The sequence below is a fragment of the Pseudomonas sp. GW823-FHT03E05 genome (assembly GCF_058796855.1).
The window spans coordinates 255,994-268,577 of sequence record NZ_JBXAJB010000010.1 but is presented as its reverse complement, the minus strand read 5'-3'; the positions used below and the strand labels follow the sequence as shown (position 1 = coordinate 268,577).

The 12,584-nt window shown below is 63.1% G+C and carries 11 protein-coding genes; 9 read left to right on the top strand and 2 right to left on the bottom strand.

Going from position 1 to position 12,584, the window contains the following annotated elements; all coding sequences use genetic code 11:
* The first annotated feature begins 132 nt into the window (after positions 1-132).
* From AC1RCO_RS30790 to AC1RCO_RS30775, 4 genes are read left to right on the top strand one after another with little or no spacing between them, the layout of a single operon-like run.
* Positions 133-603 carry a (2Fe-2S)-binding protein gene (locus tag AC1RCO_RS30790; RefSeq protein WP_011060107.1) on the top strand — a complete coding sequence of 157 codons (471 nt, stop codon included), beginning with the start codon at positions 133-135 and terminating at the stop codon, positions 601-603.
* Complete coding sequence (locus AC1RCO_RS30785) at positions 600-2,915, top strand: xanthine dehydrogenase family protein molybdopterin-binding subunit (RefSeq protein ID WP_072451642.1); 2,316 nt, start codon at positions 600-602, stop codon at positions 2,913-2,915. The genes AC1RCO_RS30790 and AC1RCO_RS30785 overlap by 4 nt, the downstream gene beginning before the upstream one ends.
* Positions 2,915-3,910 carry an XdhC family protein gene (locus tag AC1RCO_RS30780; RefSeq protein ID WP_019092974.1) on the top strand — a complete coding sequence of 332 codons (996 nt, stop codon included), beginning with the start codon at positions 2,915-2,917 and terminating at the stop codon, positions 3,908-3,910. The genes AC1RCO_RS30785 and AC1RCO_RS30780 overlap by 1 nt, the downstream gene beginning before the upstream one ends.
* Positions 3,907-4,518: a nucleotidyltransferase family protein gene (locus AC1RCO_RS30775; protein ID WP_065363417.1), complete on the top strand. Its 612-nt coding sequence runs from the start codon at positions 3,907-3,909 to the stop codon at positions 4,516-4,518. The genes AC1RCO_RS30780 and AC1RCO_RS30775 overlap by 4 nt, the downstream gene beginning before the upstream one ends.
* A 50-nt stretch (positions 4,519-4,568) precedes the next feature.
* On the opposite strand, the gene rne is transcribed toward AC1RCO_RS30775, so the two are convergent.
* The gene (rne, locus tag AC1RCO_RS30770; RefSeq protein WP_492618368.1) at positions 4,569-7,787 is read right to left on the bottom strand and encodes a ribonuclease E; all 3,219 of its coding nucleotides are present in this window, start codon (positions 7,785-7,787) and stop codon (positions 4,569-4,571) included.
* Between the two features lie 714 nt (positions 7,788-8,501).
* On the opposite strand from rne, the gene rluC reads away from it, so the two are divergent.
* The 3 genes from rluC to sppA are packed head-to-tail and all read left to right on the top strand — an operon-like array spanning position 8,502 to position 11,121.
* Positions 8,502-9,458 (top strand): 23S rRNA pseudouridine(955/2504/2580) synthase RluC, encoded by a 957-nt coding sequence (gene rluC / locus AC1RCO_RS30765; protein WP_011060111.1) that lies wholly within the window; start codon positions 8,502-8,504, stop codon positions 9,456-9,458.
* A complete protein-coding gene (locus AC1RCO_RS30760; RefSeq protein WP_047284721.1) occupies positions 9,448-10,110 on the top strand; it encodes an HAD-IA family hydrolase in 663 nt (220 codons plus the stop codon). Before rluC ends, AC1RCO_RS30760 begins: the two co-directional genes overlap by 11 nt.
* Before the next feature lie 21 nt (positions 10,111-10,131).
* A complete protein-coding gene (gene sppA, locus AC1RCO_RS30755) occupies positions 10,132-11,121 on the top strand; it encodes a signal peptide peptidase SppA (protein ID WP_492618367.1) in 990 nt (329 codons plus the stop codon).
* Positions 11,122-11,174: 53 nt separating this feature from the next.
* On the opposite strand, the gene AC1RCO_RS30750 is transcribed toward sppA, so the two are convergent.
* On the bottom strand, positions 11,175-11,753 hold the full coding sequence (locus AC1RCO_RS30750) for a Maf family protein (protein ID WP_342403408.1): 579 nt from the start codon (positions 11,751-11,753) through the stop codon (positions 11,175-11,177).
* Between the two features lie 105 nt (positions 11,754-11,858).
* Here AC1RCO_RS30750 and AC1RCO_RS30745 point away from each other — a divergent pair, with 105 nt between their 5' ends.
* Together AC1RCO_RS30745 and rpmF are read left to right on the top strand one after the other, a co-directional pair.
* Positions 11,859-12,386, top strand: coding sequence for a YceD family protein (locus tag AC1RCO_RS30745; RefSeq protein ID WP_011060115.1), 528 nt, complete (start codon positions 11,859-11,861; stop codon positions 12,384-12,386).
* A 13-nt stretch (positions 12,387-12,399) separates the two neighbouring features.
* Positions 12,400-12,582 carry a 50S ribosomal protein L32 gene (gene rpmF / locus AC1RCO_RS30740; protein WP_003179396.1) on the top strand — a complete coding sequence of 61 codons (183 nt, stop codon included), beginning with the start codon at positions 12,400-12,402 and terminating at the stop codon, positions 12,580-12,582.
* The last annotated feature ends 2 nt before the right edge of the window (positions 12,583-12,584 follow it).

Below are 12,584 nucleotides of genomic sequence, written 5' to 3'. Positions count from 1 at the left end.
GTTCCCAAAGGCCCGGTGAAGCCTGTCTTCACAAGAGAGCCCGATTAGCCTGAGCCGATCTGCGTGCACCGCAGCCGCGGTACTGCACGGCGGATGACTCGACCCCATCACTCAGAAAATGCGGGCGTGCCCATGATTACCCTGAAGCTCAACGGTCAAGATCATCAACTGGACGTCACCGAGGACATGCCGCTGCTGTGGGCTATCCGCGACGTGGCGGGCTACAACGGCACCAAGTTCGGCTGCGGCATGGGCCTGTGCGGCGCCTGTACGATTCATATCGACGGCGACCCGGCGCGCAGTTGCATCACGCCGATAGGCTCGGTGCAGGGCAAGAACGTCAGCACCATCGACAACCTGCATACCGACCCGGTAGGGCAGGTGGTGCAGCAGGCCTGGCTGGATACGGCGGTGGCCCAGTGCGGTTACTGCCAGGGCGGGCAGATCATGTCGGCCACTGCCTTGCTCAAGGTCCACCCCAACCCCAGCGACGAGCAGATCGAAGAGGCGATGCTCGGCAATATCTGCCGCTGCGGTACTTACAACCGGATCAAGACCGCGATCCGACAGGCTTCCAGCCATCTGCAGGAGGCCAAGGCATGAACCGCCTACCGCAGGATTTTGCCCTGAGCAACCTCAGCCGCCGGGGCTTTCTCAAAGGTGTGGGGGCCACCGGGGCCCTGGTGCTGGCTGCGAGCTGGGGCTGGCAGGAGGCCTTTGCCGAGGACAAGAAATTCGGTGCCGACGGCATGCCCCACGGCTGGGTCGATGACCCCAAGGTCTACGTGAGCATTGCCAGCGACGGCAGCGTCACGGTGATCTGCAATCGCTCGGAGATGGGCCAGGGCGTGCGCACCAGCCTGAGCATGGTGGTGGCCGATGAACTGGACGCCGACTGGGCGCAGGTCAAGGTTCGCCAGGCACCGGGTGACGAGGTGCGTTTCGGCAACCAGGACACCGACGGCTCGCGCAGCATGCGTCATTGGTACGAGCCCATGCGCCGCTGTGGCGCGGCTGCGCGGACCATGCTGGAACAGGCCGCCGCTGCGCAGTGGCAGGTGCCATTGGCGCAGTGTCGGGCGCAGTTGCACAAGGTGGTTCACCAGCCCACCGGGCGTGAGCTGGGCTATGGCGCCCTGGCCGCTGCGGCAGGCGCCCTGGCGGTGCCTGCCCGGGATAGCCTGCGCCTGAAGCAGCCCGGGGAGTTCCGCTACATCGGCAAGGAGGCCACCCGGGCCATCGATGGCCAGGACATCGTCAACGGCCGTGCGGTGTACGGCGCCGATGTGCATTTCGACGGCATGCTGTTCGCGGCGGTGGCGCGGCCCCGGGTGTATGGCGGCAAGGTCAAGTCGGTGGATGACAGCGCAGCCTTGAAGGTACCGGGGGTGATCAAGGTCGTGCCCATCGACAGCCGCCCCTTGCCTTCGGAGTTCCAGCCCCTGGGCGGCGTGGCTGTGGTGGCGAGCAACACCTGGGCGGCGATCAAGGGCCGCGATGCCTTGAGGATCGAGTGGGAGGATGGTGCCAACGCTGGCTACGACTCCATCCAATACCGCAAGCAACTGGAGGCGGCGGCGCGGCAACCGGGCAAGGTGGTGCGCAGTACCGGCAACCTGGATGAGGCCCTGAAGGGCGCCGAGAGCAGCCTGGAGGCCAGCTATTACCTGCCGCACCTGGCCCAGGCGCCGATGGAGCCGATGGTGGCCGTGGCGCGATTCCAGGACGGTCGCTGCGAGGCGTGGGCACCGAGCCAGGCGCCACAGGTGACCCGCGAGCGAATCGCCGAACGCCTGGGGATCGGCTTCGAGCAGGTCACGGTGAACGTCACGCTGCTGGGCGGCGGCTTCGGGCGCAAGTCCAAGCCCGACTTCATCCTGGAGGCGGCGATCCTGGCCAAGGCCTTTCCCGGCAAGGCGGTGCGGGTGCAGTGGACCCGCGAGGACGATATCCACAACTCCTACTTCCATACCGTGTCGGCGGAATACCTCAAGGCCGGGCTGAACAAGGACGGCCTGCCGGCGGCCTGGCTGCACCGCACCGTGGCGCCGAGCATCACCGCGCTGTTCGCCCCGGGGATGAATCACGAAGGCGCCTTCGAGCTGGGCATGGGCTTTACCAACATGGCCTACGCGATTCCCAACGTGCGCCTGGAAAACCCCGAGGCCGCGGCCCATACCCGGGTCGGCTGGTACCGTTCGGTGTCGAACATTCCCCATGGCTTCGCGATCCAGAGTTTTGTCGACGAACTGGCCCACAAGGCCGGCCAGGATCCGCTGCAGTACCAGCTCAAGCTGCTGGGGCCGGATCGTCAGATCGACCCCCGAACCCTGAGCGAAGAGTGGAACTACGGCGAATCCCCTGAGCGCTACCCCATTGATACCGGGCGCCTGCGCACGGTGCTGGAAACCGCGGCCAAGGCGGCCGGCTGGGGGCGCTCGCTGCCCAAGGGGCGCGGTCTGGGGCTGGCCGTGCACTACAGCTTCGTGACCTATGTGGCGGCGGTGATCGAGGTGGAAGTGAAGGACGATGGCACGCTGATCGTGCATCAGGCCGATATCGCCGTGGATTGCGGCCCGCAGATCAACCCCGAGCGTATCCGCTCGCAATTCGAAGGGGCTTGCGTCATGGGCCTGGGCAATGCGGTGCTGGGGGAGATCAGCTTCAAGGAGGGCAAGGTCCAGCAGGACAATTTCCATATGTACGAAGTGGCGCGCATGTCCCTGGCGCCGAAACAGGTGCAGGTGCACCTGGTGACGCCGCCGGGGGACGTGCCCCTGGGCGGGGTGGGAGAGCCCGGTGTGCCGCCGATTGCGCCGGCCCTGTGCAACGCGATCTTCGCCGCCACCGGCAAGCGCATACGCAACCTGCCGGTGCGCTACCAGTTGCAGGGCTGGCAGCAGGCGAGCGCCTGATGGACAGCGTCGACCTGAATGTCCTGCGCAGTGTCCTGGAATGGCGGCGCGCCGGGCGCGGCGTGCTGCTGTACAGCGTGGTGCAGACCTGGGGCAGCGCGCCGCGGCCACCCGGCGCCATGCTGGCCTTGCGCGACGACGGGGTGGTGATCGGCTCGGTGTCCGGAGGCTGTATCGAGGATGACCTGATCAGCCGCCAGGGCGATGGGCGCCTGTCTCGCCACGGGCCGCCGGTGCAACTGGTGACTTACGGCGTGACCCTGGAGGAAGCGGCGCGATTCGGCCTGCCCTGTGGCGGCACCTTGCGCCTCACCGAAGAGCGGGTTGGCGACCCGGCCTGGGTCGCCGAATTGCTCCAGCGCTGCGAGGCACACCAGATCGTGGCCCGGGAGCTGAACCTGGGCACCGGCCAGGTGCTGCTCAAGACGGCGAACCGCGGCGATGAATTGGCGTTTGACGGGGTCACCCTGCGGGCGATCTACGGACCGCGCTGGCGCTTGCTGCTGATCGGCGCCGGGCAGTTGTCGCGCTATGTGGCGCAGATGGCCCGCTTGCTGGATTTCGAAGTGCTGATCTGCGATCCGCGCCAGGAGTTCGTGCATGGCTGGGAGGGGCAGGATGGACGTTTTGTCGCCGGGATGCCCGACGATGCGGTGCTGAGCATCGAGCCCGACGAGCGCACGGCAGTGGTGGCCCTGACCCATGATCCGCGCCTGGATGACATGGCGCTGCTGACGGCGCTCGACTCCCGGGCATTTTACGTCGGCGCCCTGGGTTCCCGGGCCAACAGCCAGAAACGCCGGGACAATCTGGCGCTGCTGGGTCTTTCGGCGCAGGCCATCGAGCGCTTGCACGGGCCGGTCGGATTGCCCATCGGCAGCCATACGCCGGCGGAGATTGCCTTGTCGTTGCTGGCGGAAATCGTCGCGCTGAAAAATGGCGTCGAACCGCTGCAGAAGAAGCTCCCGGTGCGAGTGGCGGAGACGGTGAGGTGAGCCGCAAGCCTTGCGCGATCATCCTGGCGGCGGGGCAGGGCAGGCGTTTTCGCCAGGTGGCCGGGGCCGGGCAGGACAAGCTGTTGGCGCCCTGCCGCGGGCGTGACGGGGTGCAGCGGCCGGTGCTGGAGCAGGTGCTGGTGAGCCTGCCGGTGGACGTTGCCCAGCGAGTACTGGTGACCACGGCGGATCGACCCCAGGTGGTGGATCTGGCGCGTGCCTACGGTTGTCAGGTACTGGTGCTTGAGTCCGTGGGCATGGGGCATAGCCTGGCCGCGGCAGTGGCTGCCTGCGCCGATGCTCATGGCTGGATGGTCTGGCTGGGGGACATGCCCTTTATCCTGCCCGCCACCGCCAGTCGGGTGATGGAGGCAATGACCGAGGAGGGCATCAGCGTGCCGCGGCTGGGGGATGAGTTGGGTCATCCGGTGGGCTTTGGCCGGTCTTATGGCGCAGCGTTGCAGGGCCTGTCTGGTGATCGGGGAGCCCGGCCGCTGTTCGCTTCGGGGCGGGTGGTGGAAGTTCCGGTGACGGATCCGGGGGTGACCTGGGATGTGGACGTTCCGCAGGCGTTGCTGTTTCCGGATTGTCAGGTGCTCCAGGTATAAAAAAGCCCCGCCCGGTTACCCGGGCGGGGCTTTTTCATGGGCTGCTGGAATCAGACGAGAGGTTTAGGCTCGTGCTGTTCTTCCTCGGCATGCACAGCGTGCTCGACAGCGCGCGGTGCTTGCTCAGCCACAGGGGCCGATTCTTCCACTGCAGGTTCGGCCACTGGCGCCGGTGCAGTCTCTTTGGCTGGCGCAGGGGCGGCCTCGACCACCTCCGGCGCTTCTACCGGAGCCGGCTCGGCGGTCACCACGGCTTCAGCCGGAGCAGCAGCGGCAGCCAGCTCGGCTTCCTTCTGCAGGCGCTCGGCTTCACGCTTGCGGCGACGCACTTCGCGTGGGTCGTTCGGTGCACGGCCATTGCTGGTCAGGGTGCTGACCGGCGCGGCTTCAGCTTCGACAGCGGGTGCAGGCTCTTCGGCCACCACCGGTGCTGCAACCGGAGCCGGCTCTTCAACCTGGGCAGGATGCTGGGCCGCTACAGGCTCTTCAACCACCACTGCTGGCTCGGCAACCGGGGCTGGCGCAGGGGCTTCCTGAACCGGCTCGATGGCCTTTTCTTCAACCACTGGCGCCTGGGCTACAGGTTCTGCTGCCGGTTGTTCGGCAACCACAGGCTGGGCTTCGACAACCACGGCCGGTTCGGCAGCCACTTCAACCTGAGCCTGCTCTTCAGCCACTGGAGCCACTTCCACTGCAGGAACCACTGGGGCTTCTACCGGCGTGGTGGCTTCAACCACTGGGGCTTCCGGAGCCTTGTCTTCTACAGCGGCAGTCGCACGTTCGGCTTGCTGGTGAGCTTCGGCTTCAGCGTTGGCGCTGATGGCGGTGCTGGCAACCGCGGCAGTTACCGCAAGGCCGGCAGCCAGATCGGCGCTGCTTGGCTCTTCGGCGTTTTCTTCCGAGCCTTCGATCACATTGCCGTTGGCATCACGTTGACGCTCGCGACGGTTGCTGCGACGACGCTGGCCGCGGGAGCGACGACGTGGGCGTTCGCCTTCGGCGTTGTCCTGGCCGTCTTCCTGCAGTTGCTCTTCGTTCGGCAGCGCTTCTTCTTCGCTGGCGGCAGCGGCTTGAGCCTGTTCGGCACGTGGTTGGCGCTCTTCACGTGGCGCACGTGGCTGGCGCTCTTCGCGAGGCTGGCGCGCCGGACGTTCTTCGGCAACAACGGCGGCGGTAGCAGCGGCTGCAGCTGGAGCGGCGTCCAGAGGCTCGCGCAGTTCACGCACACGTTCTTCACGCTCGCCACGTGGCTTGCGCTCTTCACGCGGGGCGCGTGGCTGGCGTTCTTCGCGCGGTGCACGGGGTGCGCGTTCTTCGCGGGCTACCGCTTGAACTTCTTCACGGGCTTCGCGAACTTCGCGTGGCTGACGCTCTTCCCGTGGTGCGCGTTCTTCACGCGGAGCACGTTCTTCGCGCGGCTTGCGCTCTTCATCGCGGCGACCGTTACGGTTGCGGCTCTGCTGGCGGCCATTGCGACGCTGTTCTTCGTTGCTGCGAGCAGGGCGCTCGGTCACTGGCTTCTCGACCACGACCGGTGCGGCTGGCTCTTCCTTGGTAGCGAACAGGCTGACCAGGGACTTCACCAGGCCTTTGAACAGGCTTGGTTCGGCCACTGGAGCCGGTGCAGCTACAGGGGCAGCGACGACTTCGGTCGGAACCGGAGCGTTGGCGCGGGCCGGGGCCGTCTTCACTGCCGCTTCCTGGCGAACCAGGGTGCGGGTGGCGGCGGTTGGCTGGACTTCTTCGGCTTCGGCGGCGGCCGCTGCGATTTCGTAGCTGGACTGGTTGGTGTTGGCTTCCGGGCTGTCATCACGCAGGCGCTGAACTTCGAAGTGTGGCGTTTCGAGGTGATCGTTCGGCAGGATGACGATGCGGGCACGGGTGCGCAGTTCGATCTTGGTGATCGAGTTGCGTTTTTCGTTGAGCAGGAAAGCGGCGACCGGAATCGGCACTTGGGCGCGAACTTCGGCGGTGCGGTCTTTCAGGGCTTCTTCTTCGATCAGGCGCAGGATCGCCAGGGACAGCGACTCGACGTCACGGATGATGCCGGTGCCGTTGCAGCGCGGGCAGACGATGCCGCTGCTTTCGCCCAGGGATGGACGCAGGCGCTGACGGGACATTTCCAGCAGGCCGAAGCGCGAGATGCGGCCGATCTGCACGCGGGCGCGGTCGGCTTCCAGGCATTCGCGGACTTTTTCTTCCACGGCACGCTGGTTCTTGGCCGGGGTCATGTCGATGAAGTCGATGACGATCAGGCCGCCGATGTCACGCAGGCGCAGTTGGCGAGCGATTTCTTCCGCTGCTTCCAGGTTGGTCTGCAGGGCGGTTTCTTCGATGTCGCTGCCTTTGGTGGCGCGGGCCGAGTTGATGTCGATGGACACCAGGGCTTCGGTCGGATCGATGACGATGGAGCCGCCGGAAGGCAGTTCGACCACGCGCTGGAAAGCGGTCTCGATCTGGCTTTCGATCTGGAAACGATTGAACAGCGGCACGCTGTCTTCGTACAGCTTGATCTTGCTGGCGTACTGCGGCATCACCTGGCGGATGAAGGTCAGGGCTTCGTCCTGGGCTTCAACGCTGTCGATCAGCACTTCGCCGATGTCCTGGCGCAGGTAGTCGCGGATCGCGCGGATGATCACGTTGCTTTCCTGGTAGATCAGGAATGGCGCGGAACGATCCAGGGACGCTTCCTTGATGGCGGTCCAGAGTTGCAGCAGGTAGTCGAGGTCCCACTGCATCTCTTCGCTGCTGCGGCCCAGGCCGGCAGTGCGCACGATCAGGCCCATGTCGGCGGGTGCCACCAGACCGTTCAGCGCTTCACGCAGTTCGTTGCGCTCTTCGCCTTCGATGCGGCGGGAGATACCGCCGGCACGCGGGTTGTTCGGCATCAGTACCAGGTAACGGCCGGCGAGGCTGATGAAGGTGGTCAGGGCGGCGCCCTTGTTGCCGCGCTCTTCTTTCTCGACCTGGACGATGACTTCCTGGCCTTCGCTCAGGACGTCCTTGATGTTGACGCGGCCTTCGGGGGCTTTCTTGAAGTATTCGCGGGAGATTTCTTTGAGGGGCAGGAAGCCGTGGCGCTCAGAGCCGAAATCGACAAAGGCAGCCTCGAGGCTTGGTTCGATGCGAGTGATGCGGCCTTTATAGATGTTGGCCTTTTTCTGCTCGCGGGCTCCGGACTCGATGTCCAGGTCGTAGAGGCGCTGGCCGTCTACCAGAGCAACACGCAACTCTTCGGGTTGAGTTGCGTTAATCAGCATTCTTTTCATGTAGTACCGTCGGTTTCCGGGCTGCCGGAAACGGCGTTCGGCACACACGACTTCTCACGGTCGGTGTCAGGTGCGTCAGGAGTGGTTGACCACTCGAGTGTCTAGCGAGGTTCGTCCGGGTAACTAAGAACGAAGTCGCGACTTACGCGTCCTGCTTGCTGTGGTGACTAAGGCACCGCTTAAGCAAAAGTCTGTCAGGAGGAGGAATCAACCGGCGACTGTGGACGAGATGAAGCGTCTTGATAAAGCCTAATGCTACACAGTCCGACGGTTGTGCATCTCCACCCTACACGTATCCCTGATAATTCGGGTGCTGCCGCGCGCAGAATCCGCAGCGGGTTGGCATTTACCGTGAACTCCGAAAGGGGAGGTCACGCATCATGGCTAAAGGCGTTGTTTCCGCAACTTTCGCTCGGGATCGTTTGTCGCTGACTGCACTTTGTGAACTGGCCGTTAATCGCTGCGTAAAAGGCGAGTAGTCACTCTGCTTTCTACGGGTTTCAGGCCTCATGTCACCTGCGCTTGTTACAACGCCGAACTCTTCCGTTAGATAGTGAAAACTGCGTAGGACGGCCTTGCGTCCTTATGAATTGCGTTGGTCAGGGCCGGCTGTTTGCCGCTGTTCCTCTGCCCAGCCGCTTTTGGCGGCGTTCGCGACTATAGCAGCAATCATTAAGTGCTTCAAATCCATAAAAAATTGTTATCATTCGCGCCATGACGACTACTGCCCCCTCGACTCCAGGCGTTCAATTGCTTGAGGTCTCGCCGGAATATGCCGGCCAACGTATTGATAACTTCCTTCTCGCCCGGCTCAAAGGCGTGCCCAAGACCTTGATTTACCGCATTTTGCGTAAAGGCGAAGTGCGAGTGAACAAGGGGCGGATCAAGCCCGAGTACAAGCTGCAAGCGGGTGATGTGGTGCGCGTGCCTCCCGTGCGGGTGCCCGAGCGCGATGAGCCGGTGCCGCTGGCTCAAGGGCTGCTGCAGCGCCTGGAAGCCTCGATCGTCTTCGAAGACAAGGCCCTGATTGTGATCAACAAGCCTGCCGGGATTGCCGTGCATGGCGGCAGCGGCTTGAATTTCGGGGTGATCGAAGCCTTTCGTCAGTTGCGCCCGGACGCCAAGGAGCTGGAGCTGGTGCATCGCCTCGATCGGGACACCTCCGGCCTGCTGATGATCGCGAAAAAACGCAGCATGCTGCGTCATCTGCATGCCGCGCTGCGGGGCGATGGCGTGGACAAGCGTTACATGGCGCTGGTCCGTGGCCATTGGGCCACGGCGGTGAAGCAGGTGCGTGCGCCGCTGCTCAAGAGCAACCTGCGCTCCGGCGAGCGCATGGTGGAGGTCAACGAAGAGGGCAAGGAGGCCTTGACCGTGTTCAAGGTGCTGCGCCGCTTCGGTGATTTCGCCACCATGGTCGAGGCCAAGCCGGTGACCGGGCGTACTCACCAGATTCGTGTGCACACCCTGCATGCCGGGCACTGCATTGCCGGTGACAGCAAGTACGGCGATGACGATTTCACTCGCGAGATCCGTGAGCTGGGCGGCAAGCGCCTGTTTCTCCATGCCTATATGTTGACGGTGCCGCTGCCCGATGGCGGCGAGCTGAAATTGCAGGCCCCGGTGGATGAGATGTGGGCCAAGACCGTGGAGCGCCTGAGTGCACCCTGATTACAAACTGCTGATCTTCGACTGGGACGGCACTCTGGCCGATTCCATTGGTCGGATTGTCGAGTCGATGCATGCATCTGCTGATCGTTCCGGCTTTCCTCGCCGCGATGACTACGCCGTCAAGGGCATTATCGGTCTGGGGTTGCCAGAGGCGATTCGCACACTGTATCCGGAAATAGATGATGGGCAGTTGGTAGCCTTTCGTCAGCATTATGCGGATCACTACATTGCTCTCGAGGCAGAGCCTTCGCCTCTGTTTGCTGGTGTGGTGCAGTCTCTCGACGCCTTTCGGGATGAGGGATATCAGCTGGCTGTCGCCACCGGCAAGGCCCGGCGAGGGCTGGATCGAGTGTTGAAGGCCCATGGTTGGGAAGGGTATTTCGATATCACCCGGGCGGCCGACGAAACCGCCAGCAAGCCTCATCCGTTGATGCTGGAGGAAATCCTTGCTCATTGCGGGGTTGGGCCGCGGCAGGCTTTGATGGTTGGCGATTCGTCCTTTGATCTGTTGATGGCGCGCAATGCCGGAATGGATTCGGTGGCCGTGAGCTACGGTGCTCAGTCCATCGAGGCCTTGCAGGCATTCGAGCCGCGCTTGTCCATCGACCGTTTTCCTCAATTGCACGCCTGGCTGAGCCAGGGTGCCGATTAAGTTTTTGCTGGGGTAGCAGGCATGACCGACGAATGGAAGGCGCCGAGCAAGGCGGGCGCTGAAGGTGGTGATGATAAAAGCTGGAAACTGCTGGAGAAGACGCTGTTGGCCAGCGTCCAGGAACAGCGTCGCTCGCGGCGCTGGGGCATTTTCTTCAAGCTGTTGACCTTTATTTACCTGTTCGCGGCGCTGGCGTTGTTCACGCCGCTGATGACCATGGAAAAGAATGCCACTCGTGGCGGTAGCTACGCCGCGGTGATCGATGTCACGGGGGTGATTGCCGACAAGGAATCGGCCAGTGCTGACAATATTGTCGGCAGCCTGCGTACTGCGTTCGATGATCCCAAGGTCAAGGGTATTGTGCTGCGTATCAACAGCCCTGGCGGCAGCCCGGTGCAGTCCGGCTACGTCTATGACGAGATTCGTCGTCTGCGGGCTTTGCACAAGGACACCAAGGTCTACGCGGTGATCTCGGATCTCGGGGCGTCGGGTGCTTACTATATCGCCAGCGCTGCTGACGAGATCTATGCCGACAAGGCGAGCCTGGTGGGTTCCATTGGTGTGACGGCGGCCGGCTATGGCTTTGTCGGCACCATGGAGAAGCTGGGGGTTGAGCGTCGCACCTATACCTCGGGCGAGCACAAGTCGTTCCTGGATCCGTTCCAGCCGCAAAAGCCTGAAGAGACCCAGTTCTGGCAGGGCGTGCTGGACACCACTCATCGCCAGTTCATTGCCAGCGTCAAGCAGGGCCGTGGCGATCGCCTGAAGGACAAGGAGCATCCGGAGCTGTTCTCCGGCCTGGTGTGGTCGGGCGAGCAGGCGCTGCAATTGGGGTTGATCGATGGCCTGGGCAATACCAGTTCGGTGGCGCGGGATGTGATTGGCGAGAAAGAGGTGGTGGACTTTACCGTCCAGGAGTCGCCATTTGATCGCTTCTCGAAGAAGCTCGGTGCCAGCGTGGCTGAGCAGATTGCCATGTGGATGGGCTTTCAGGGCCCAACCTTGCGCTGATCGGGTGTTGCTCAATAAAAAGCCGGCTTGAGTGCCGGCTTTTTTATGGCGGCTCAGGGTGTCTCTACGCCCTCGGCCAGCAGCATGTCCACGAGGCGGATCAGTGGCAGGCCTATAAGGCTGGTGGCGTCGCTGCCGGCGGTGCTCTGGAACAGGCTGACCCCCAGGCCTTCGGCCTTGAAGCTGCCGGCGCAATCATAGGGCTGTTCGGCGTGCAGGTAGCGTTCGATGCGGGTGCTGTCCAGGGTGCGCATGTTGACCGTGAACGGGACGCAGTCGACCTGGCAGTGGCCGGTCTGGCTGTTGAGCAGGGCCAGGCCGGTGAGGAAGGTCACACTGGCGCCGCTGGCGTCCAGCAGTTGCTGGCGGGCTTTTTCGAAGGTATGGGGTTTGCCGATGATGCGCTCGCCGAGCACCGCGACCTGGTCGGAGCCGATGATCAGGTGTGCTGGATGGCTGCTTGCCAGGGCGCGGGCCTTTTCCTCGGCCAGGCGTTTCACCAGGGCCGTGGCAGGCTCTCCGGGACGATGGCTTTCGTCGATGTCAGGAGAGCTGCAGGTGAAGGGCAGGCGCAGGCGGGACAGCAATTCCCGGCGGTAGGCCGAGCTTGAGGCGAGTAATAAAGGCAGCATGTGCGTCTCCTGAGGCAGGCCGGGAATTCTAGCGAGGCTTGCAAGTGACGGACAGGGCTGAATTTCCTTTGACATGGCCTGGGGCATCCCTATAATGCTGCGCCTATGTTGAATGACCCGATTCCACCTCACGTTGACCCGCGCAAATTGGCTGACCGTGGCACCACCCTTCAAGGTGAACTGCTGCTGGCCGATTTGGAGAGACTCTGCGACCCGCTTTCCGACAATGTCGGTACGGTGCAGGCTAAATTCGTTTTCGAGCGTGACGAGCGTAAAGCTGTAGTTATCCACAGCTCCATCGACGTCGAAGTCAAAATGGTTTGCCAGCGTTGTCTTGAGCTGGTCACCCTGCCGATCCACAGTGAGTGCAGTTACGCTGTGGTGAAGGAGGGTGCGAATACCCAGTCGTTGCCGAAAGGTTATGACGTGCTGGAACTGGGCGAAGATCCTTTGGATCTGCAGGCGTTGGTCGAGGAAGAGCTTTTGCTTGCCTTGCCAATCGTGCCTGCTCATCATCCGGAAGAATGCCAGCAGCCGGCGGGGCTCGATGAGCCCGAACCGAGCGAGGACGAGGTAACGCGGTCCAACCCGTTCAGTGTATTGGCGCAGTTAAAGCGTGACCCAAACGTTTAGGAGTTAATCAATTATGGCTGTTCAGCAGAACAAAAAATCCCGCTCTGCCCGTGACATGCGTCGTTCCCACGATGCTCTCGAGGCTAGCACCCTGTCCGTAGAAAAGACCACCGGTGAAGTTCACCTGCGTCACCACGTATCGCCAGAAGGCGTATACCGTGGTCGTAAAGTGATCGACAAGGGCGCTGACGAGTAATC